Source organism: Pseudoalteromonas sp. RWi3 (genome assembly GCF_054960735.1).
In genome coordinates this window covers 139,737-161,263 of the sequence record NZ_JBHNYL010000004.1, presented here as the reverse complement: position 1 = coordinate 161,263, position 21,527 = coordinate 139,737, and the positions used below count along the sequence as shown (strand labels likewise).

Annotated in this window: 19 protein-coding genes; 6 read left to right on the top strand and 13 right to left on the bottom strand. The window is 40.5% G+C overall.

Translation table 11 applies throughout. The features are described 5' to 3' along the window. Nucleotides 1-15: 15 nt before the first annotated feature. Nucleotides 16-1,398 (bottom strand): FG-GAP repeat domain-containing protein, encoded by a 1,383-nt coding sequence (locus ACFI4Z_RS08040; protein ID WP_462670130.1) that lies wholly within the window; start codon nt 1,396-1,398, stop codon nt 16-18. A 196-nt stretch (nt 1,399-1,594) separates the two neighbouring features. Between ACFI4Z_RS08040 and ACFI4Z_RS08035 the strand changes: the two genes are divergently transcribed. Then, complete coding sequence (locus ACFI4Z_RS08035) at nt 1,595-3,517, top strand: alpha/beta hydrolase family protein (protein ID WP_462670129.1); 1,923 nt, start codon at nt 1,595-1,597, stop codon at nt 3,515-3,517. A gap of 67 nt (nt 3,518-3,584) precedes the next feature. On the opposite strand, the gene ACFI4Z_RS08030 is transcribed toward ACFI4Z_RS08035, so the two are convergent. Both ACFI4Z_RS08030 and yghU read right to left on the bottom strand, forming a co-directional pair. Beyond that, a complete protein-coding gene (locus ACFI4Z_RS08030) occupies nt 3,585-4,883 on the bottom strand; it encodes an MFS transporter (RefSeq protein ID WP_462670128.1) in 1,299 nt (432 codons plus the stop codon). Nucleotides 4,884-4,936: 53 nt separating this feature from the next. After that, the gene (yghU, locus tag ACFI4Z_RS08025) at nt 4,937-5,773 is read right to left on the bottom strand and encodes a glutathione-dependent disulfide-bond oxidoreductase (protein ID WP_462670127.1); all 837 of its coding nucleotides are present in this window, start codon (nt 5,771-5,773) and stop codon (nt 4,937-4,939) included. Between the two features lie 407 nt (nt 5,774-6,180). Here yghU and ACFI4Z_RS08020 point away from each other — a divergent pair, with 407 nt between their 5' ends. Continuing rightward, nucleotides 6,181-7,218, top strand: coding sequence for an endonuclease/exonuclease/phosphatase family protein (locus tag ACFI4Z_RS08020; protein ID WP_462670234.1), 1,038 nt, complete (start codon nt 6,181-6,183; stop codon nt 7,216-7,218). Between the two features lie 73 nt (nt 7,219-7,291). On the opposite strand, the gene ACFI4Z_RS08015 is transcribed toward ACFI4Z_RS08020, so the two are convergent. Then, nucleotides 7,292-7,621, bottom strand: coding sequence for an SUI1 family translation initiation factor (locus ACFI4Z_RS08015; RefSeq protein ID WP_099296903.1), 330 nt, complete (start codon nt 7,619-7,621; stop codon nt 7,292-7,294). A 143-nt stretch (nt 7,622-7,764) separates the two neighbouring features. Between ACFI4Z_RS08015 and ACFI4Z_RS08010 the strand changes: the two genes are divergently transcribed. The 4 genes from ACFI4Z_RS08010 to ACFI4Z_RS07995 all read left to right on the top strand — a co-directional run bounded on the left by ACFI4Z_RS08010 (nt 7,765) and on the right by ACFI4Z_RS07995 (nt 11,715). Continuing rightward, nucleotides 7,765-8,070, top strand: coding sequence for an STAS domain-containing protein (locus ACFI4Z_RS08010; RefSeq protein WP_099296902.1), 306 nt, complete (start codon nt 7,765-7,767; stop codon nt 8,068-8,070). After that, nucleotides 8,070-9,716: an ATP-binding SpoIIE family protein phosphatase gene (locus ACFI4Z_RS08005; protein WP_462670126.1), complete on the top strand. Its 1,647-nt coding sequence runs from the start codon at nt 8,070-8,072 to the stop codon at nt 9,714-9,716. The genes ACFI4Z_RS08010 and ACFI4Z_RS08005 overlap by 1 nt, the downstream gene beginning before the upstream one ends. A gap of 68 nt (nt 9,717-9,784) precedes the next feature. Next, on the top strand, nt 9,785-10,444 hold the full coding sequence (locus ACFI4Z_RS08000; protein ID WP_462670125.1) for a GAF domain-containing protein: 660 nt from the start codon (nt 9,785-9,787) through the stop codon (nt 10,442-10,444). 80 nt (nt 10,445-10,524) lie between these two features. After that, the gene (locus ACFI4Z_RS07995) at nt 10,525-11,715 is read left to right on the top strand and encodes an amino acid aminotransferase (RefSeq protein WP_462670124.1); all 1,191 of its coding nucleotides are present in this window, start codon (nt 10,525-10,527) and stop codon (nt 11,713-11,715) included. Nucleotides 11,716-12,045: 330 nt separating this feature from the next. On the opposite strand, the gene ACFI4Z_RS07990 is transcribed toward ACFI4Z_RS07995, so the two are convergent. The 9 genes from ACFI4Z_RS07990 to ACFI4Z_RS07950 all read right to left on the bottom strand — a co-directional run bounded on the left by ACFI4Z_RS07990 (nt 12,046) and on the right by ACFI4Z_RS07950 (nt 21,302). After that, the gene (locus ACFI4Z_RS07990; RefSeq protein WP_462670123.1) at nt 12,046-12,879 is read right to left on the bottom strand and encodes a Tim44 domain-containing protein; all 834 of its coding nucleotides are present in this window, start codon (nt 12,877-12,879) and stop codon (nt 12,046-12,048) included. Nucleotides 12,880-13,059: 180 nt separating this feature from the next. Further along, the gene (locus ACFI4Z_RS07985; RefSeq protein WP_462670122.1) at nt 13,060-13,839 is read right to left on the bottom strand and encodes a DUF3379 family protein; all 780 of its coding nucleotides are present in this window, start codon (nt 13,837-13,839) and stop codon (nt 13,060-13,062) included. Continuing rightward, nucleotides 13,839-14,396, bottom strand: a complete 558-nt coding sequence (locus ACFI4Z_RS07980; protein ID WP_462670121.1) for a sigma-70 family RNA polymerase sigma factor — start codon at nt 14,394-14,396, stop codon at nt 13,839-13,841. The genes ACFI4Z_RS07985 and ACFI4Z_RS07980 overlap by 1 nt, the downstream gene beginning before the upstream one ends. Nucleotides 14,397-14,459: 63 nt before the next feature. Further along, nucleotides 14,460-16,094, bottom strand: coding sequence for a BatD family protein (locus ACFI4Z_RS07975; RefSeq protein WP_462670120.1), 1,635 nt, complete (start codon nt 16,092-16,094; stop codon nt 14,460-14,462). After that, complete coding sequence (locus ACFI4Z_RS07970) at nt 16,088-17,983, bottom strand: vWA domain-containing protein (protein ID WP_462670119.1); 1,896 nt, start codon at nt 17,981-17,983, stop codon at nt 16,088-16,090. Before ACFI4Z_RS07970 ends, ACFI4Z_RS07975 begins: the two co-directional genes overlap by 7 nt. Beyond that, nucleotides 17,983-18,966, bottom strand: coding sequence for a vWA domain-containing protein (locus tag ACFI4Z_RS07965; RefSeq protein ID WP_462670118.1), 984 nt, complete (start codon nt 18,964-18,966; stop codon nt 17,983-17,985). The genes ACFI4Z_RS07970 and ACFI4Z_RS07965 overlap by 1 nt, the downstream gene beginning before the upstream one ends. Continuing rightward, a complete protein-coding gene (locus tag ACFI4Z_RS07960) occupies nt 18,959-19,396 on the bottom strand; it encodes a DUF4381 domain-containing protein (protein ID WP_462670117.1) in 438 nt (145 codons plus the stop codon). The genes ACFI4Z_RS07965 and ACFI4Z_RS07960 overlap by 8 nt, the downstream gene beginning before the upstream one ends. Nucleotide 19,397: 1 nt before the next feature. Next, nucleotides 19,398-20,342 carry a DUF58 domain-containing protein gene (locus tag ACFI4Z_RS07955; protein WP_462670116.1) on the bottom strand — a complete coding sequence of 315 codons (945 nt, stop codon included), beginning with the start codon at nt 20,340-20,342 and terminating at the stop codon, nt 19,398-19,400. Nucleotides 20,343-20,345: 3 nt separating this feature from the next. Further along, complete coding sequence (locus tag ACFI4Z_RS07950; RefSeq protein WP_462670115.1) at nt 20,346-21,302, bottom strand: AAA family ATPase; 957 nt, start codon at nt 21,300-21,302, stop codon at nt 20,346-20,348. Nucleotides 21,303-21,527 lie beyond the last annotated feature (225 nt).

The following is a 21,527-nucleotide window of genomic DNA, read 5'->3' as shown; positions in this document are numbered from 1 at the left end:
CTAGTACGCTGGCTGTTAATTAATAATAGTTTTAATTGTGCTAGTGCCGTCTTCGTCGGTAAATTTAAATACGAAGTCTTTTTTTGCATCATTATTAATATCGAGCAGTAGAATGTTGTGGTTTTTTTCTGGTAACTTGTGTTTTATTTTTTTGCGTTTGCTGGTGAGTAAGTCGTCGCCTCCACCATAGTAAACAGAGAGCGTTTTACTGCCGCTTTTATAAATAGCATCCAGTTTATTATCGCCATTTATATCACCTAAAAGTAGTGGTTTGAGTGATGAGTTGTTAGACATTGAAAGTGGCATTTCTACTTCAAAATCGGCATTTGGGTCTTCACTGAATTGACCATTTGCCAGCTGTTTATGCACGGAGAACTCAACATCTACCTCAGTATCACCACCGCCCATTGCCATTGATGCAATGGTGCCTAGACCAAAATCGATATTAAATAGCTGTAGGTCCATCAGGCCATCGTTATCAAAATCTTCATCAAACTTTAAATCGCCTATCATACTGGTTTTAGGCAGCTTGGTCGCTTTTTGTGCAAAGCCGCCTGTGGCTAATCCCATGTGAAGTTGGTGGTGAACTGTTGCACTCATCGCATCCATACCATCAACGTCAGGTACTCTTTTGGTAATAAGATCAACAAAACCATCGTTATTTATATCCAGCAGTGATTCAATTTCGAGAGTTTCACCATTCGGTGTTTTGCCAAGTTGCATGTTGAAGTCTAAATAGGAGGTGTTTTGTGCAAAACCAGTTTCATTGGCCAATAATACTTGGGCGTTCTTTTTGTTTGAAAATACTAAGTCAGTCAGGCCATCTTGGTTTAAATCGATGACTTGTGGTGCAATACTAATATCAATATCTAATTTAAATCGGTTGGATCTAAAGTCACCCTTAAATTGAGCTTGTTTAGTAAAGGTATGCGCGTGAAATTTGCCTTGTTTATCCTGAATGTACAAGGTATTTGTTTCAATATCTGGCAAAAGAATATCGCTTAAACCATCTTTGTTGGCATCAATTATAAAGTTTACCTTAGTGAATTTATCACTTTCTAAACGGTTTAAAATGGACTCATATTTGAATAATAAAACGCTTTTATCTTTTTCACTAAGGTAGACTCCATCTGTGGTCAAAATCAATGCCTGAGGGTGCTCTTTGTTGGCAAGTATAGCCGTGTCAAAGCCCAAAGAGTGCTGTGGTAGTGTGAGCATATAATTAAGATTTTTTGCTAAATCCACTTGCGCTAATTGTTGTAACTCATCGTTGTAGGCAAATGCCATTGAAGTGTCTGTGGTTATTAATTCATTGTTTGTTTTAATAGCAAGTTGTTGGCTTGCAAGTACAAGCGACGATGCTAAGAGAGTTGACGTGGCTAAAAATGTTTTGAGCATATTTAATTCCATTTAATTTTAATCGTTGGTAATGTTTGTAAATACATTATTAACAGTTAAGCTGATTTTACAATCTTAGTTTTGTAAGCAAGTGTAATTTGAGCTGCAGTTCAATGTGTGAAAAATGAATATGTAGAAGTTCCCATTATGGCTATGCTAAAGTTGCTGTTACAACAATAATTTAAATGGACTTTCTATGAAGTTTATACTTCCTGCTTTGTTATTATTACTAAGCTTTATAGCGTTAGCTGGCCAAAAAACCGCATTGCCTGTTGAGGCATTTGCATCGCTCAAAGCCTTTAGCCAATTAAAGCTCTCTCCCAATGGCGAAAACCTTGCTTTTGTTCGTAACGTCAATGGTGAATTGGTGTTAATGGTTTATGACCGAAAAAAGAAAGATTTCACACCAATAATTCGCTCTGATAACCACACTATTTTCTTTGATTGGTACACTTGGGCTAATGACGAGGTTTTGTTGCTAGGGGCACGTTACATAAAGCGTGAGTTTGGTGGTCCAAAATACTCATCAACACGCATGTATGCCTACAACATAAAAGAGAAAGAAGGCGTAAAACTTGCCATAAAGCCCAACTTTAATCGTGATGAGCGCCAGCCTCAATTTGGCGATCAAGTGATTAGTTTTTTACCCGAACGAAAAGACACTATTTTAGTTCAGGGTGATTACGATATAGCAAACACGCCCGCGGTGTATGAGCTTAATTTAAATACCTCCCGCAAGAAAAAAGTGCAGCGTGCACGAAGCCAAGTAACCAGCTGGATTGCTGATCGGCAAGGCAATGTGCGCATTGCAATGAAAATGGATGAAGATCAATTTGAATATATTTTATATACCGAAGACAGAGCAAAGCGTAAAACGTTATTTAGTTTTAGTGCATTTAGCAAAGAGAGTGTGAGTATTTTAGGGTTTGATAAAAACCCTAACGTTATTTATTACACCGCGCTAAAAGATGGTCGTGACGCTTTGTATAAAATGGATTTAACCACCAATAAAAAAGAGTTGATTTTTAGTGATGACAATTACGATTTTGATGGCTCTATTTTCTATTCGTCACTGACGAATAATGTGGCTGGATTTACCCATTCCCAACTTAAAGATGGTGTACGCTATTGGGATGAAGACTTAAATAAACTTCACAGCTCTCTTCGTTCAGTGTTACCCAGCGAAAAATTTGATTTGGATATTATCGATACCAGCCATGACCAGCGCCAATATGTTATTTATTTAACCGGTGATGACAGTGCCGGCACTTACATGTTAGGTAACCGCGACAGTGGCGAGCTGGTGGTATTTGCCAATGCTTACCCAGATATTGATAGCACGGTTTACACTGATAAAAAACACATTAGTTACAAAGCCAGAGATGGACTGACCATTGAGGGCTACTTAAGCTTACCTGTGGGTTATAAAGCAGGAGATAAGTTGCCGACCATCGTGTTTCCGCATGGTGGGCCTATGGCACGTGATTATGCCGGGTTTGATTACTGGACTGCACTATTAACTTACAATGGGTATGCGGTGTTGCAACCAAACTTTAGGGGCTCAAGTGGTTATGGGCATGACTTTATGATGGCCTCGGTGCAAGGATTTGGTAAAGAAATGCAAGACGACCTCCAAGATGCCGCGCTTTGGTTAGTTGATGAAGGGATTGCTGATAAAGACAAAATTTGTATCGGTGGCGCAAGCTATGGTGGTTATGCAGCATTGATGGCCGTCGTTAAGCACCCTGAAACGTTTAAATGCGCAGCAAGCTTTGCGGGTGTAACAGACTTGGAATACATTGTTTCAAAAGCGCGTTATTTCACTAATAAAGAAATTGTGCGCAAGCAATTTGGTACCGACGATGACGAGCTGGAAAAATATTCCCCGGTTAATTTTGCAAAACAAATTAACCGTCCAGTGCTATTGGTGCATGGTTCAGATGACAATATCGTTTCTGTGTATCATAGCCGTGAAATGGAAGACGAGCTCAGTGATGAGGGGAAAGACGTGACCTACATTGAACTTGAAGATGGCGATCACTATTTGTCACACCAGCCTTACCGAATTAAAACGTTGCAGGCGTTTCTTGATTTTTTTGATAAACACTTAAAAAATTAGCACAAAGGCGACCTCGGTCGCCTTTTTTATTTTAGTAAGTTAATACAGCGAAGTTTTATTGTCAGCGTTAGGTATTGGGTAATCGCCAGGCACTTATAGCACCTGCTAAACCAAGTAAGCTGTAAAATAAAATGAGTTCAGCAGTTGATAAATAAGCATTAAGAAGGCCCACGCTTCCTAATATAAGTAATACAAGCCCGATCACCGTATTACTGACAGAAACATAATCAGTACGCTTATTGCCTTGTGCCATATCGACCAAGTAGGTTTTACGGCCAAGCCTGACACCTTGATGAGCAACCGTCAGGAAAAAGTAACACAGGGGTAATAGCCAAAACTCATCTAACATCGATGGGCTAAAATGAGCGATGGCGTACACTAAAAATCCGTTTAACGTGACTAAAAGGGCAGCAAACACCAACACCCGTTGACTGGATAAGTCACTTAGCCTTCCCCAAATAGGTGCCGAAACTAGGCTTGCAAGTCCCGATAAAGCCATAAAGGTGGCAAGCAATGAAAAATCGAACGCTTGTTCGCTTGCTAGCACAATATAAAAAGGCGCGCTCAAAGCTGAGCAAAGCAGCAATGCGCGAGTAAAAACAAAATGAGCAAATTGCTTATCTTCAACCAGCAACGTCAATTTTGATAACGCATGCAATAAACCATTTTTAGCGCCTTCAGTAGCACCAGCATATTCTTTAATTTGGCTGTAGGACAGTGCTGCAAATAGCCACATAACAACGGCGAGCATAAGCGCAATGTACACGCCATTTTCAAAGCCTAATGTTTGTAAATACCATAAGCCTAGTCCAAACGTTAGGGTGGCAAAGCCTGCAAAGCTGGCAGCAAGACCACTTATATTACCTCTTTGTTGTTTTGGGATCACCTTGCCGAGTACATCTTTGGAGGCAATCGAATTAAACCCACGAGCAAGGCTAAATACGATAAGAGAGGCAATGATTGCGTATCCTGCAGCATTCCCAGTTAAGGTTAAAGCACTGATGAGCATAGCAACAATACAAAGCGCTTGAACGAGTGCACCAGCAACCCAGACCCATTTTCTGACTTTGCATTGCCTAATTAAGTTGGCAATTGCAAGTTGCGGTAGCATGGAGCCGGACTCTCGTATTGGCACTAGCCAAGCGATGAAGCTGCTGGGTACGTTTAGACTTTGTAATAGCCAAGGCAACGTAACTTTTGGGTTGAGTAAAGCGTCAGCAAACTTACTAAACAGCTGACTGACCAAGAGTGTAATAAAATTGCCAGGTACAACTTTGCAGGCATTATCGTCAATGGCTTTACATGCTCTGGCGTCTTCGTTGTTACTAAGTCTTTGGTAGACTTCTTCTTTACTGAGCTTTTTCATACAAGAATTTACTTACACAATGTTAAAATAACTATGTCCAACGAAAGATGATTTTAAAAATCATCTTTACTGTGTCGTTCTGCGAGTTGATCTTCTTCTGGGCCCCATGTACGGTTTACGCGAATGCCTCGTTTTACTGCTGGGCGGCGTTCTACTTGTTTGGCCCAACGAAGAACGTGAGTGTATGACTCAACGTCTAAAAATTCGGCTGCATCGTATAAATTACCTAATACTAAGTTGCCATACCAAGGCCAAATAGCAATATCCGCAATTGAGTATTCACTGCCTGCCATGTAGTCGTGATCGCTTAAGTGACGGTTGAGCACATCTAGTTGGCGCTTAACTTCCATGGTGAAACGGTCAATTGGGTATTGCATTTTAAAAGGTGCGTACGCATAGAAGTGACCGAACCCGCCGCCTAAATAGGGTGCAGATCCCATTTGCCAAAATAACCAGTTGCGACATTCTGTTTTACTCGTATGGTCGCGAGGTACAAGCACATCAAACTTTTCAGCTAAGTACTGTAAAATTGCACCTGACTCAAAAACGCGCGTGATTGGTGAAGTACTGTGGTCCATTAATGCAGGTATTTTTGAGTTAGGGTTTGCGCTGACAAACCCCGATGAGAATTGATCTCCATCACCTATTTTTATTAAATGAGCGTCGTACTCAGCCTCGTTAAATCCGCGCTCTAAAAGTTCTTCGAGCATTATTGTTACTTTTTGGCCGTTAGGAGTGGCTAGCGAGTATAGTTGCAAAGGGTGTTCACCTATGGGTAAGTCTTGTTGGTGAGTTGCGCCAGCGACCGGGCGGTTTGTTTTAGCCCACTCGCCACCATTGTTTGCATCCCATTGCCATACTTGAGGCGGGGTATAATCGTTATCACTCATCAGGAATCCTTAATCGTTGCTAATAAATTTTAGGTATTAGTTCTATTACGCGTTATTTATACTAAATGATCAACTTGACCAAATAAAGCAGGGTTAAAGTAGCCAGCACATAATTTAGCTTTAACTTTAGATAACAAAGTTATTTAAACTACCTTGGATTTACATGAGTAAAGCAAGCTATTGGCACGTAAATCCATGTTATTAAGATGCAAAAACTTCGTCTTGAGTATTCAGGTTACTGACTGTAATGAATCAGTATTGCATTTTGATGTTGTCCATTTAGCATTAAACTTTGATTTTTCAACTAGTAGGCGTTTATTATCCAGTGTCATTCAATACAACAGGGCTGTAAATCTGTGCAAACCAGAGAAAATGCATCAAGTGATATTGGGCACAACCAACTGAAGGTGGCAACGTTCAATTTATTTAATTATCTTGAGCCGCCTAATGCTTTTTATGAGTTTGAGCGAATTTATACTGCGCAGCAATGGGCTAAAAAACAGAGTTGGATTACTGATTATTTAAAGCAATATCAACCCGATGTAATTGGTTTTCAAGAGGTGTTTAGTATTGAATCACTCAAAACCCTTTTATACGAAGCGGGTTATACCTATTTTGCTACAGTGGATGAACCGCAGATAATTGATGATTTTATTTATAAACGGCCGGTTGTTGCGATTGCCTCCCGTTACCCTATTACCGACATCAAGGCTGTGCAGCATGATCGCAATTTAGCTCTTATGCTAGGTTTAGATGCTAATTTTGAATACAGCCGTAAAGTGCTTCGGGCAACGGTGGATTTACCACACCTAGGTGAAACGGATTGCTATGTTGTTCATTTAAAGTCGAAACGCTCAACAATCGACATTGCAGAGCTTAATGATGTTACGCCAGAAAAATGCATTATTGAGCATTTACGTGCGCAAATTGTAGGAGGCTGGGGAGCAACGGTGCAACGTGGCAGCGAAGCTACACTGTTAATGTCAGAAATAATCACTCGACGGGAGAGTTCACAAAACCCAGTTATTTTAATGGGAGACTTCAATAATAGCCTTACTGATGGCGTGTTGAGTAATTTACTGACTAACAGTTTACGGTTTGCGCCAGTCATTGACGCTAAAGCTTTCCTTGCAAAATACTGTCTTTATGATGCATGGAGTTTGTATGTTAACTCTTTGACTAATAATGCTTTAGTGCAAGTAGCTGCTTCCAGGGTTGATGAATCACAACCAACACGCACACCCACACACTATTTTGGCGCAAACAGCTCGGTGCTCGATTATGTTTTATTATCATGCGAATTTGATGCAAGCTACGATGATAGTTTTTATGACGTCGCAGCATACAATACATACGATAGGCATTTAATAAACCCAGATTTCGATATTGATGATCAAAGCACAGACCATGCTGTTGTGATGGTTACTTTTGCTCTAAGAAGCTAGTTGGAATGGCGCTCATGGTTTAGTAGAGATGTTCTCTTTATTTTATAAAACCTTAATTGAGCGCCTTTAAACCCTAGCCTCCAGCGATTTTGACCTTAAACTTTAAGGCTTCTAAAATGGCTTTTAGCTTTTCACGGTCATCGCCTTGCACTTCGATCACTCCATCTTTCACAGCACCGCCTTGACCCATTTTACTTTTGATAGTTTTCGCTAATTTTTTAAGGTCATGTTGTTCACTATCAAGACCAACTACAAGCATAACACCTTTACCTTTGCGGCCTTTGGTTTGACGCTCGATGCGTAAAGCACCGTCTTTAAATACCTTAGAGGCAATTTCTTTACTTGCTTTAGGTTGGTTAATACGACCTGTTTCTGTTGAATAAACGAGATTGTTATCACTCATGCTAAACCTGTTATGAAAAAATAGACTTCTGTGGCATGCATGATAACAAATTTCTGCTAACCTGCTTTTATTTTTGGCGTATATGGACGTATGAGTTTATATTAACAATTAGAACGGATTATGTTTTCAATATGGAGTAAACAATGAGTTTAAGTAAAGCACTATCGAGTGACGGAAAAATATTAACAATTCAAATAAAAGGTAAATTCGATTTTAATCTAGTGCAATTGTTTCGCCAAGCCTATGCCGACATTGGCAATAGTACTGATAAAGTGGAAATTGATTTGCGCGAAACAGATTATATGGATAGTTCAGCTTTAGGGATGCTACTGAATATGAAAAAAACACTGGGTAGTTCTGTAGACTCAATCCGTATTAGCAACTGCCAACCACAACTAAAGAAAATTTTACAAATATCACGGTTTGATAAAAAGTTTGATATTGACTAATGCGCATCCTCGTTGTTGATGATCAAAAGCTTAATCGGGATTTGCTCAAGATCATGCTTGAGCAACAACATTTTGATGTAGTAACAGCTTGCAATGGTATTGAAGCACTTGAGGTGCTCGATAGTAGCTCAGTTGATATCGTGCTATTAGATGTAATAATGCCAGAAATGGATGGCTACGAAACAGCCCCCAAAATAAAGCAGCGCAGCAAAGATGTATACCTTCCTATAATATTCATTACTTCTTTGGATGATAAAAAAAGCTTTGAGCGTTGCTTGGCAGTCGGCGGTGATGACTTCATTCATAAACCTTTTGATAAAATAACTTTAACAGCAAAAATAAAAGCCCACAGTAGAACTCGCCAGCTCAGCCTTGAAGCGCAAAAACAAAATAGATTATTAGAATACCACAACAATCAAACAGAGCGTGAGCACGATATTGTTGAGCATATTTTTAATAATGCACTTGAAAACCAATATGATTTTCCAGATAACATCGATTTTCATTTATCGCCAGCCTCTATGTTTAATGGGGATGTGTTTTTAGTTGCTCAAAGCCCAATAGGCAGCCTGTATTGCATGCTGGGAGATTTTACTGGGCACGGTCTTGCGGCTGCAGTTGGGGCCCTGCCAACCTCAAAAGTGTTCTACACTATGGTTAATCAAGGGATGGTTGTTAGTGATATAGCTAATGAAATAAACACATTATTGGCTAAATTGCTGCCAGGTAACATGTTTTGTGCTGCCACTATTATCGAGCTTAGTAGCTCTGGGAAAAGTGTTTCTGCTTGGCTAGGAGGGTTACCTGATGCTTATGTTATAAATCAACAAGGTAAAGTGCTTAAAACCTTAGAATCGCAACATATGGCGTTGGGTATATTAGAAACGTATGAGTTTGAACGTGAGCTGATTCATTTTGAAGTAGACAGTACGATGAGAGTTGTATTAGCCACAGACGGAATTATTGAAACAACAAATAATCAAGAAGAGTATTTTGGAGAGCATCGCTTTATAGACTTACTGGCGAAGAAACCATGCATTTCGTGCGATGACATCATTCACCATGTCACGCATTTTGCACAAGGCGAAAAGCAACAAGATGATTTAAGTATTGTGTTGTTTAATTGTCTACAAGTGCCGCAGCAAGAAGGCGAACTAGAAAGTTACTCACCACTGCCATTTAATATGTCTTTAAGTTTGAATTCGACGCAAATAAAAAGCACTGATCCAGTTCTTGAGATAGTAGATGTATTAACTCGAATAAGTGGCTTGAGATCACATCGCTCGGATATATTTTTGCTTTTGTCTGAGGCCTACAACAATGCGGTTGATCATGGGTTACTCGGCTTAGATTCTGATATAAAAAACCAAGAAGATGGCTTTTTAGAATTTTACCAACAACGCGAAGTGGCCCTAAAAAGTTTGCAAGGAGCGATGATCATCGTAGATATTCGCTACTGCCCACAAAACTTACGTCTTTATTTTACTATTTGTGACTCGGGAAATGGCCATCAAAGTACTGCTAATGACGGATTGAGCTTATCGAGAGAACATGGTCGTGGTATTTCTTTACTAGAAGAAATAGCAGAGCAGGTGACTTATAACGCCTCCGGAAACCAAATAGAAATGTGTTATAAACTAACTTAGGTACAAAGCTGGTCTACAAATAAACGGCATGTTACTATTTTGCTTTATTTAGATATTTGGACGGCTAGATGGTTTCTTCTTATTTATCTCATGCACAACTTAATGTGCCGCAACAGTTAGTGTCTTTGGAGCTTGCAAAGCTAGAAGACTTTTTGGTTACTAGCCAACCTCCTGCCGTTCGCTGGCAGTATCAAATACCTGAACTTGGCGAAGGTGGAGCATGTAGTTTATTTGGTCACCTACAGGATGAACCATTTAAGCTCACCGATTATCTAGCTGAAGATACTCAAACTGAGCAAAGACTGGCTCAGTTACAAAGCGTAGTTGATTATGTTGTTGAGAAAACGGGTATTGACTGGTTCGGGATATATCAAAATACCCAAACCGAAGAGGGAGCGCAATTACTTAAACTTGCTTATTTTGGCGCGCCCAGCCGACCTCTTTTTCCGTTAACAGAACAGTTTGCTAGTGGTAGTAATAATGTTCAAGTTGCTATGAGCAGTGAAGGTCGGGTGATCAATAACGTGGAGCAGTATTTAGCGAGCGGCGGAGAATATTACACATGTGATCCTAAAGTGAAATCAGAAGCCTGTTTACCGCTTTTTGATGCGCAAAATAACTGTGTAGGGATTGTAGATGGTGAAGCATTTAATAATGATTTTTTCACTGAGCAAACGCTTGCACTATTAATTGCATGCTGTATTAAAATTCCTCACTTTTTAGTGTAAATAACACTAGTCATTCTAGTGAGCTTTTATGTTAAGCTAAGTACAACAGCTAACCCCTAAATAACGATAAGAGATAGTCAATGTTCTCAGTACTAAAACCATTACCAACAGATCCTATTCTTGGCCTTATGGCGGCCTATAAGCAAGATACTAACCCAAATAAGATTGACTTAGGGGTTGGTGTTTATAAAGACGAGCAAGGTAATACACCCGTATTAACGGCCGTCAAAAAAGCAGAAGCATTTCGTTTAGAAAATGAGACGAGTAAATCGTACATTGGTTTGGCTGGCAACTTAGATTACTGCCAAAAAATGGAAAGCCTTTTATTAGGCGAGCACCAAGCATTACTTGCAAATCGCGTACGTACAGCGCAAGCGCCAGGTGGAACCGGTGCATTACGTGTTGCTGCTGAATTTGTTGCACGTTGTAACCCTGAAGCAACTATTTGGGTTACTAATCCTACTTGGGCTAATCATATTAGTTTATTTGAAGCGGCGGGTTTGACTGTAAAAGAATACCCTTACTACGATTACGAAAATAAAGACTTACTGTTCAATGAAATGATGGACACACTTAAGCAAGTACCAAAAGGTGATGTGGTACTTGTGCATGCTTGCTGTCATAACCCAAGTGGTATGGACTTAAACGAAACACAATGGAAAGCTGTTGCAGAACTTGCGAAAGAAGTAGGCTTTACGCCACTTGTTGATATTGCATACCAAGGTTTTGGTGCAAGTCTTGAGCAAGATGCAAATGGCTTACGTATCTTGGCTGATGCAGTGGATGAGTTGATAATTTGTTCTTCATGTTCTAAAAACTTTGGTTTATACCGTGAGCGTATTGGCGCATGTTCAATCATCGCTAAAGATAGCAAATCTGCTGATATATCAAACTCAGTCATGCTGAGTGTTGTACGCAGCATTTACTCAATGCCGCCAGCGCACGGTGCAGATATTGTTAACACTATTTTAGGAAGCACAGAGCTTACTCAAGAATGGCACAGCGAGCTTGATGAAATGCGTAACCGTATTAATGGTCTTCGTACGTTGATCAAAGATAGCTTAGCGGCAAAAGATATTGACCAAGACTTCTCATTTATTGACCGTCAGAATGGTATGTTCTCATTCTTAGGTATTAATAAAGAGCAAATAGAGCGTTTACAAAAAGAGTACGGTATTTATATTGTTGGCTCTAGCCGAGTCAATGTCGCTGGTATAAGCCAAGCAAATATTGACTACTTTGCTAACGCTGTAGCTGACGTTTGTAAGTAATACCATGTAGGTAATACAATAAAAAACCGCACTTCATAGTATGAAGTGCGGTTTTTTTATCTACACCCAAGCGACCTCAAGATGCGAGCGTCGTTGGAATTAAACGCGATTTAGGCAAGGCATTGATTGCAGGTAATAGTGGTTCTATTATTAAAATCAATAACGCAGTATAAATCGCTTTTAAACCAACCCGTAGAGCGTTTCACAAAGACTTAGTCCCATCGTTGTTCCTTCTTCAAAGGGACTGCCATGCTTGCAAAGTAACGCTTTGATATTAAGCCCCTGTGAAATGCTGAATTTTGCCCCTAGATGTTGTTTGGGTATACTAAATTATGCGTCGATTAAATCTTCAACACCGACGATCAACCAAGGTGAATCATCGCTAGTTGCACGTTCTAAGTGCCAAATCTCTAAAATTGCATGCTCTTCTTTATCATCTAGGTCGCGGTACTTACCCTTAAAGCGAACACTTACTTGCCATTTCTGCGCGTTAGTGTCAGCGCGTACGAGCTCTGCATCAATAAACATCACTTCTGTTGCTACGCTCTCAATCGCTTCCCGTTCTGCTTTAAATTCTTCAACAAGCTCTGGGCTTAGGTATTCTGCCATTGTGCTAAAGTCAGCATTGTTCCACGCTGTTTGTAGGGTGTGGTAATGGCTACGAGCACCTTGTAGAAAGCCACTAGTGTCAAAGTTAGGTGGAAGGTTAAATGGCACATTGCTTGTTTGACCAAAACCAGTTGAACTGACTTGAGCAGTATCGTTTTGCTTCATTTGTGGGGTATTTTGCCCAGCGTGAGCATAAGCCGGGGTATTTTTACGGCGTATAATACCTATCACTATTTTAAAAATAATAAACCCAATCGCTGCGAGTAACAATATTTCAAATAGTTGCATACCTTCAAAGTCACCGCCCAGCATCGCGGCAATCAAACCGCCCGCTAATAGCCCACCAAAAATACCGGCCATGATCCCTTTTTTGTTTGATTTAGGCTTTGTGGCGGGGGCAATTGTCTTTGTATCGGTTTGTTGTTTTTGCGCTGTTTGTTGAGTTTCTGGGGTTTTACCACGCTTTTTACTGCCAAATTTTTTACGTGCTTCTACATCAAAGCTGGTAGTAAATAACAATGTCAGTAAAGACAAAATAACAATCAGGTTTTTCATGAATATCCTCAAAAAATTTAGAAAGCAGATTCTAAATCAGTTCATTGATTGGATAAATAGGAACAAGTAGAAACGGTATAAAAACTAAACGGATAGGGTGCGTTTGTTGATATTTAAACCATTTGTAGAATGAAAAATATTTTGCTGCCACTTTAAATAAGTGGCAGCAATGTTGGTTTTTTAATGCAACCAGCGGATGGCACTATTAATACGGCTAGTATATTGGTCAACAGGCGCGCCGAGACTTGCAACGAGTATCGTGTCAGCATCAGGGCCGCGATCAATGTGACCTGCAAAACGCTGATCGCTAAAATCACTGTCGCCAATACCGAAAGACTGCGACTTGGACGGTACAATAAACACGGTCATTGGCCCGTAGTCAGATTCGAATACTAAGTGCAAACCACGTTGCCCTTTAAAATCACAAAACATTAAATACGTCACTTTACCGGGCAACTCATCTAGCTTTCCACCGAGCTCGGCAAATTTTTCGTTTACTGTTTGTAGGCTTATTTCGTTACTTTTTTCCAATGAGTTAATCTCATGGTATATATGCGTTAGTGCATGTTCGCCAGCACCATAAGCCACGCTATGCTCGTTACTGGTAAAAAAGAAAGCACCAATAGCAACAAGTAATGATGCCGCCATAGCGAGTGGCGTACCACCAAGTTTAAACCGTGATTGTGCGTTAATAACGTTATCTTCAGCGGCTTCACTTTTGTGAGTTATGTTGTCAGATGCGCTTTGCTCATCACTATACTCAGGCGTATTAGCTAAAATACGATCTGCAAGCCCTTTCGGCACAGGAATATCCAATGCTTGAGTTAATGAATCATCAAGTTCTTGCATTTGCTCGATGAACTGTTGGTGTTCAAGATCTTGTTTTGCATAATCAGCAATATCCTGCTCCTCATTATGAGGTTGTGCGATTACTCGGCGACGAAACTCGAGATCATCCATTATTTTGATGCCCCTTTAAGTTGTTCATCATTACGGCTAAGTGCCTCTTTCAGTTGGTTTCTAGCACGGAAGAGGCGAGTCATAACCGTGTTTTTATTTAAATCTAATATATTAGCTATTTCTTCTCCTGAGCAGCCCATTACCACTTGAAGAAGTAACGGTTCTTTGTATTCATCAGGTAGCTTAGCTATATGGCGTTGAACGATTGTTTGCTCTACTTCATCATCTAGCGTTACGCTTTTTTCATCGACCAGCGTATCATTTTCTACATCGCTGTAATCAAACTGTTTTCGTTCAAAACGTCGTGCATTTTCACGGCGCAAAATCGTTAATAGCCATGGCTTAGCTGCTTTTTGATCTAATAATGAGTCAAGCGCACGCCAAGCACGTAAAAACGTTTCTTGGACAAGGTCTTCAGCAATATTAGGGTCGCGACATAACCAATAGGCAAAGCGATATAATTCGCTATGATAAACGTGAACAAGTTTTTCATAGCGTGCTTTTTTCTCTGTCATATCAACTAAGACCTGACTTTTAGAATTATTATTTCCCGGCATAAGCTCTTTTTTATATTAAGGAGTCTTTAGTTTGTATATTAAATATGCAAACAATTGATTAAATTAATAAAGTCCTTTTAATGTTGCGTGCTGATTTGTCCGTTTATTATTTTTATTTGCCTCTAATGCTTTTAATATTACAGTCAATTCAACAGTGCTTTCAGTTGAACTATAGAGCGCTGCTCTTAATTTAGCTACTTGTAGTGTAAGTTGTTGGTCATTAATTTGCTGTGTCAGCACATCTATGGCGTTGTGTGGTTGTTGAGTTACAAGCTTGGCATAACAGTTTAGCTCATGGTGAAATGCAGATAAATCTGCTTTTTTACTCTGTGTTTTTAACCGTGCTAACGAGGCGGCTGAACTATCATCCTTTGCTGTTTTGGTATGTACTTTGTCTGCTTTAGGTGTGGCTCTGTTGTACCACCATAAAACAAGCGTGATTAACCACAGTAAATAACCAATGGCGCATGCAATAATAAGCCAAAGTGGGGTGTTATTAATTTTAACAGTCTGAACGCGTTCTGCTAAAGGTTGTTCAGTTACTGATTGTGTTTGCGCAGGAGTAGGTACTGTTGCGTTTAGACTACTTGCTGTAACAGTAATTGTGCGTGCAGGTAAAGTTGCGTAACTAATACGTTTAATTTTTGTGTTGTACCAAGGTACGCTGACTTCAGGCAAAGTATAAGTTCCTGGCGTTTGTGGTAACAGCGCATAGGAAGCTGTTTGCTGCGAAATAACACGGCCATCACGCACAAGGTGGTTGTTTTCTTTTTCATCTGGGTAGCTACGAATACCTTGCACTTCGGCCAACTCAATATCAGGGAGCTGCTCTTTAGTTATACCCAGGGCGGTAAGTGTTAAAGTACGCGTGATTGGCGTACCAACTTCGACAGTATCGTTATCTGGCTGCCATTGTTCATCTAAATTAACTAATTCACTGGGTAACCATGCACCTTTGTAGTCACTTGGAATAGGCTTAATCTCAACCGTGCTACTGTCACCCATAGCCGAGACTTCTAATTGGCGATAATTTTGACGTATACGGCCTTGAAAAACCGGCGCATCTATTGTGTAAACACCACTTTTCTGCGGTTGTACTAAGTACTCACGAGTGATCACCAAATAGCGTTTGCCGTCAACTAATTCATATTCTTCTTGCTGTTTACCTATTTGGCTAAGCTGTGCATCCGGCATAGTCGGTGCGGTCAAATTACCATCAAGTAGCTCTTTGGCAAGGTAGAGTTTAACAGTGTAAACTCCAGCTTCTTGCACAAACAAAGAGTCTGATGACATAGATGACTTTATAAAAATATCATTATTTTGTTCTGTTTCTTTACTTCGCTCTGCCACTTTTAATGCGATAGGCTCAGAGCTAATGCCTGCAACATTAAACGACGGGATTGTATAGTCGCCTGCATCTCGGGTCATAAGCTTAACAGACCAATTGGTTTGTTTTGAAATGCTGCCATTAACAATATTTGTGCGTGTACTCACGCTCATTGGGCCGACAACGAAGTCTTTGAGTAAAGCCGAGGTATCTGGCTGATCGTTCTTTATTGTGTCATCAGCACTGATTGTGAGCATAAAAAATTCACCTGCTAATACAGGGTTTTTGTCAACACTGGCTTGCAGTTGGGTCATAGCCCACAGGGGCATAGCGCTGATAAGCAATAAACAGCAAAATAATCGCATTACCATGATTTTTCGACTCCTTGTGGACGACGTTGATAGTTTCGTTTTTGTGCTTCTAATTGCATTTTGTTACGTAACAAAATAGCAGGATCGTCGGGTACTTTACGCAGCAATTGGTTAAGTTGCTGGGCTTTCTCTTTTTCTTCATTTGTCAGCTGAGCGCTTTGTGCTTGCATTGCTTGTTGCTTTGCAGATTCTTCAGCCTGTTTTTGTTGCTCTGGGCTCATTTGTGGCTGAGCTTGCTCACTTGGTTCAGGCTGTTCTTCATTTGCTGTTTGTTGTGAATCATTTGATTCGCTTTGCTGTGCTTGCTCAGGCTCGGCTTGCATGTCAGGTTTGTTTTGCTCATCACTTTGCTGTCCAGAAGGTTCACCGTCTTGTGACTTATCTTGCTGGTCAGATTGCTCACTTTGCTCTGATTGTGAGTCTTGCTTTGATTGTTCACCTTGCTGTGAATCGTCTTTATTTTGTTGATTCTGGCCTTGCTCGTTTTGCTGCTGTTGATTATCGCCTTGCTCACCGTCTTGCGAGTCTTGATTTTGTTGTTGCTGTTGATTTTTCAGCTGCTCCACTAAAGCTTGGTTTTCCTTAGCTTGTGGAAAGTCGGGTTTTAGACTTTGTGCTTGTTTATACGCGTCAATCGCTTCATCTAATTTGCCTGCTTTAGCTAAGGCATTACCATAGTTATATAAACCTGTAGCACTGCTATCTTGGCTAAATGCGTTTAATGCGCCCTCAAAGTTGCCTTGCTGATACAACGCCGCCCCTTTGAGTTGGTGTGAATCAGCACCGGTTGCGGCTTGTTCATATTCGCCTTGCTGATAGGCCTCTAATGCGCGTTGGTCTTGGTTTTTAAATAAGCTGGGAAGCTCAACGGCGTATACGGTATCTGTTGGTAGAAAACTAAGCAGTGCAAATACGCCTACAAGGGCACCCTTTCTAAATATCCAGAACATCATGGGTAGTAACATGACAAGTCCATAAATACCCGCATCAATCCGCCAAAGGGCTTTACTTTGCTTTTCATTTTTAAGTAATTCAGTATTTGCGCTGGGTGCAAATACGGCGATATCAGTGTTGCTTGGCTGGTAAAGTGCAAAGTGTCCGCCACTATCGCGTGCTATTGCTGACAATTGTGACACATTGAGTGTAGGCACAACAATTTGGCCATAGTTGTCTTTAATAAATCCACCTTCAGGTAACTTAATGGGGGCTCCTTGCTCAGTGCCTACACCGTAAACATTTAGCCGATAACGGTTAGAGCTACTAAACTTGTTAATGTCAGAAAGTTCATTTTGTTCGACACCATCTGTGATTAAAATAATATCGCCTTCTAGGTAACCTGCTTGAGTTAATAACTCGTTTGCTTCATCTAGGCCTGCAAGCACGTTTGAACCTTTGTCAGGCATAATATCGGGGCTTAGGCTCGGGATTAAATTCTCAAGCGTTGTAGCATCATTCGTTAACGGTGAAATTGTAAAGGCAGAGCCTGCATAAGCGACCAGTGCTGTATCACCTTCTTTGAATAATTGGACCATATCAAGAGCTTTAAAACGCGCTTGAACAAGGCGATTTGGTGCAATGTCGGTGCTGTACATGGATAACGACATATCCATCACAATAACGCGGGCATTTTTGCTCTGAAATACTGGCACCTGCTTTTCTTCAAAGCTAGGCCCTGCACTAAAAATTACAGCTAAAGTGCAAAAGAGGGCGATAAACCACATAGGCTGCTCTGTGGTTTGGCTTTTTTTGTTCATCACAAAATGAGCTAAATGCGGGGCTATTAACTCGCCTTGGCTAGTTTTTTTATGTTTAATTAATGCAACCATAAAAAGTACAATAACAGGGATTAGTAGCCATAAAACAGTGGGGCGTATAAATTCAAAGTCCATTAGACCTCCTGCCTAAAAGCGCGGCCAGTGATCAGCATAACACGAAGGCTAATAATCAGTAGCGCGGCTAATAATGGTATATAAAAGAGTGAATTCTGTGGCCTAAAAGTTTGTTCATCAGCGCTAATGGGTTCGAGTTTATCGAGCTCTTGGTAAATCTGTTGTAGGCCTGCCACATCTTTAGCACGAAAATATAACCCACCTGTTTGTTCTGCAATGCGTGTAAGTAAACTTTCATCTAAGCTGCTACCACTGCTTCCCATGTTAAATAAACTAAACCCACGAGGGTTATCTGAGCCAACACCTATGGTATAGACTTTTATGCCTTCTTCGCGAGCTAAAAGTAGCGCTTCGTCAGGGTCTAAATTACCAGCAGTGTTTTGGCCGTCGGTCAGTAGCACAACAATTCGGTTACTTTCATCTTTATTGGCAAAGCGTTTAACAGATAGACCTAACGCATCACCAATGGCGGTTGCGCGACCAACTAAACCAATTTGCGCTTCGGATAGCATTTGGCTCACGGTTTTAACATCTCGCGTAAGGGGAGTTTGTAAAAAGGCGGTGTCACCAAATAATATAAGTCCTAATCTATCACCTTGACGTTGCTCTATAAACTCGCTTAATACGGCTTTAACCATCGTTAAGCGGTCTACATATTGACCTTGATAAGCCATATCTTGCTCTTTCATTGAGCCTGACAAATCCACCGCGAGCATAATATCACGTCCTTCATTTGGCAAAGTGATTGGGTCATCAAGCCATGTCGGGTTTGCAACCGCGCAGACTAAGAGTGCCCAAATCAGCCATTCAGTAAAACTAATATTACGGGCATGCTTTATAGTCCCTTGGCTTGTTAAGTTATGTTTTGCAAAACCAGGTATACGTAGCCGGGCCTGAGATTCATCAGTAGCGGGTTGTAAAAATCGAATTAAAAAAGGCAGTGGCAGCAATAGGAATAGCCATGGCCAACTAAACTCAAACATTTAGCGACTCCTTTAGCTTAAACTGTTTTATACCCGCTTTTAACTTGGCGGCTAATTCAGGTTGCGCTTTATTTGCTTGATATAAACTCATTATTTCTTGTTCACTAAATTGCTGTTCGGTGAGTTTATTTAATGTCTTACACCAGTTTTTGGTTGATAAACTTGCATGTTCAGCACTGTAATAATGTAAAACAAGGCGTTTGATCAGTATATGTAACGCTGCGCTGTCGTCTGAAATGGTATCACTTTGTGCAATGGCGTAACGTTTTGCTTTTTTAAACTGACTGTTACGGTATAACTTTATTACCGCTAAAATAGCGGCTATTACTGTAACTGCGATAATAACCCACCAAATAGGGGCGAGTGGCCACCAAGCAACTTGGTCTGGCACAATGACATCGTGAAGGCCATCTAAAGGAGATGCTTGCATATTACTTTCTCACTAATTGCAGCTCGAGTGGGGAGGCTGCATCAAATGATATTAAATTTAAGCCTGACTTGGTCAGTCTATCCATTCGTGTTGTAAAGGCTTGCTGAGCTGTTTTTGCAAAGCTATCGCGAAAGCCTTTGTCCATTAATGGCAACGCAAATTCGCTGCCATTGGCACTTACTGTTACTGTTTGTTTAAATGCTGGAAGTTGATGTTCAAATGGGTCGCTAATGTGGCAACCAATCAGCTCACAGTGGCGACTCAGTATTTCAAGTTGCTTAAAGCTGGCATCGTCTAATGCACTAAAATCTGAAATTAAATAAACTAGGCTGCCGGGTTTGGCTAAATGATTAAGGCGTTTTAAATTATCGCTAAAGTTATTTTTTGCTGGTTGATCAATATTCGTAAGTGCTTGTTGGTGGCTATCACATAGGTTATGGCATAGCTTTAATACTGCTTTTTCACGGGCACTGGGTTTTAGCTCTAAATGACCATGTTGATTAAACACGATGCCACCAATACGGTCACCACGTTGACAGGCTGACCACGCAACTAATGCACTAATGTGTGCGGCTTGTATTGATTTTAATAATAACTTTGAGCCAAACAGCATTGAGTTAGAAAAATCAGTAAAAACAAAAACAGGGCGCTCTTTTTCTTCTTGAAACAGCTTAGTGTGGGTTTCGCCTGTGCGTGCTGTAACGCGCCAGTCAATTGAGCGAATATCATCACCTTGTTGATAATGGCGTACTTCGGCAAACTCCATACCGCGGCCTTTATGCGGTGCAAGGTATTGCCCCGCTAGGCTGTTTTTAATTTTTACTTTGGGTGCAAGCTCCAAAAGCCGGGCCTTCGCTTTGTAATACATTAGCTCTTTTAACGCTAAGTTTACGCCATGACTATGGCTGGTTTTGAGCCAGCTTTGATTATCTAATTCGCTTTGCATAATTTAGGGTACGGCAACAAGTTCTAAAATACGGCTGATCACCTGATCTTTTGTTACACCATCTGCTTGGGCTTCATAACTTAAAATAATTCGGTGACGTAATACATTGTGAAGCACAGCTTGAATATCATCAGGTGCTACAAAGTCACGACCATTGAGCCATGCATGTGCGCGTGCACATTTATCAAGTGCAATTGTTGCACGTGGGCTTGCGCCATATTCAATCCAGCGGCCTAGTTGTTCATCTAGCTCAGTACCTTCACGAGTGGCGATAATAAGCTGTACTAAATATTGCTCAAGGGGTTCAGCAAGGTATAGCCCTAAAATCTCTTTACGAGCGGCAAATAAATCAGCTTGGCTTATTTGTTGTGCTGGCGCTTGGTGTTCGCTTAATGCCTCGCCACGGGTTAGGCGTAAAATATCACGCTCATGTTCAGCCCCAGGGTAATTAATGCTTAAGTGTAATAAAAAGCGATCAAGTTGGGCTTCTGGTAATGGGTAAGTGCCTTCTTGCTCAAGCGGATTTTGTGTGGCCATTACCATAAACAAATCTGACAGTGGGTAGGTATTTTTGCCTACAGTAACTTGGCGCTCGGCCATGGCTTCTAGCAAAGCTGATTGTACTTTTGCAGGCGCGCGGTTAATTTCATCGGCTAATATTAGGTTATGAAACAACGGACCTTTTTCGAACACAAACTCACTAGTTTGTTGACGATAAATATCAGTTCCGGTGACATCGGCAGGTAATAAGTCAGGTGTAAATTGTACGCGTTGAAATGAGCCTTCAACACCTTTTGCTAATGCATTAACGGCACGTGTTTTTGCAAGTCCTGGTGGGCCTTCTACTAATAGATGGCCATCGGCTAAAATGGCAATCAGCAATGCTTGAGTTAATTCTGGCTGACCAATAATTTGGCTATCTAAGTAAGTTTTTAGTTGTGAAAAAGCGTTAGCGGCCATAATAAAAAGAGTATCCTCGTTAGCACGGGTTTAAAAAAGCTTAATAAGTAATATGGGCTAGGATGCCATAACCCAAGTGTTAGACTGTCATTTTTAAAATAGTTCGTTATTTTTTAACGATTTTTACCCTAACATATAAATAAAGGATAATTTTGTAAACAGGTTAAAAAAAGCCTATGGTTGATAACTAATTATACTATTTTCAAATTCTCTATTGGCTTTAGT

Coding starts and splice junctions, on each gene's coding strand:
- ACFI4Z_RS08030 (WP_462670128.1), bottom strand. CDS start 4,883: ATGAAAAAGCTCAGTAAAGAAGAAGTCTACCAAAGACTTAGTAACAAC.
- ACFI4Z_RS08015 (WP_099296903.1), bottom strand. CDS start 7,621: ATGAGTGATAACAATCTCGTTTATTCAACAGAAACAGGTCGTATTAAC.
- ACFI4Z_RS08040 (WP_462670130.1), bottom strand. CDS start 1,398: ATGCTCAAAACATTTTTAGCCACGTCAACTCTCTTAGCATCGTCGCTT.
- ACFI4Z_RS07965 (WP_462670118.1), bottom strand. CDS start 18,966: ATGTTTGAGTTTAGTTGGCCATGGCTATTCCTATTGCTGCCACTGCCT.
- ACFI4Z_RS08005 (WP_462670126.1), top strand. CDS start 8,070: ATGCGCATCCTCGTTGTTGATGATCAAAAGCTTAATCGGGATTTGCTC.
- ACFI4Z_RS08035 (WP_462670129.1), top strand. CDS start 1,595: ATGAAGTTTATACTTCCTGCTTTGTTATTATTACTAAGCTTTATAGCG.
- ACFI4Z_RS07975 (WP_462670120.1), bottom strand. CDS start 16,094: ATGGTAATGCGATTATTTTGCTGTTTATTGCTTATCAGCGCTATGCCC.
- ACFI4Z_RS07995 (WP_462670124.1), top strand. CDS start 10,525: ATGTTCTCAGTACTAAAACCATTACCAACAGATCCTATTCTTGGCCTT.
- yghU (WP_462670127.1), bottom strand. CDS start 5,773: ATGAGTGATAACGATTATACCCCGCCTCAAGTATGGCAATGGGATGCA.
- ACFI4Z_RS07960 (WP_462670117.1), bottom strand. CDS start 19,396: ATGCAAGCATCTCCTTTAGATGGCCTTCACGATGTCATTGTGCCAGAC.
- ACFI4Z_RS07955 (WP_462670116.1), bottom strand. CDS start 20,342: ATGCAAAGCGAATTAGATAATCAAAGCTGGCTCAAAACCAGCCATAGT.
- ACFI4Z_RS08010 (WP_099296902.1), top strand. CDS start 7,765: ATGAGTTTAAGTAAAGCACTATCGAGTGACGGAAAAATATTAACAATT.
- ACFI4Z_RS07990 (WP_462670123.1), bottom strand. CDS start 12,879: ATGAAAAACCTGATTGTTATTTTGTCTTTACTGACATTGTTATTTACT.
- ACFI4Z_RS07985 (WP_462670122.1), bottom strand. CDS start 13,839: ATGGATGATCTCGAGTTTCGTCGCCGAGTAATCGCACAACCTCATAAT.
- ACFI4Z_RS07950 (WP_462670115.1), bottom strand. CDS start 21,302: ATGGCCGCTAACGCTTTTTCACAACTAAAAACTTACTTAGATAGCCAA.
- ACFI4Z_RS08000 (WP_462670125.1), top strand. CDS start 9,785: ATGGTTTCTTCTTATTTATCTCATGCACAACTTAATGTGCCGCAACAG.
- ACFI4Z_RS07970 (WP_462670119.1), bottom strand. CDS start 17,983: ATGGACTTTGAATTTATACGCCCCACTGTTTTATGGCTACTAATCCCT.
- ACFI4Z_RS07980 (WP_462670121.1), bottom strand. CDS start 14,396: ATGCCGGGAAATAATAATTCTAAAAGTCAGGTCTTAGTTGATATGACA.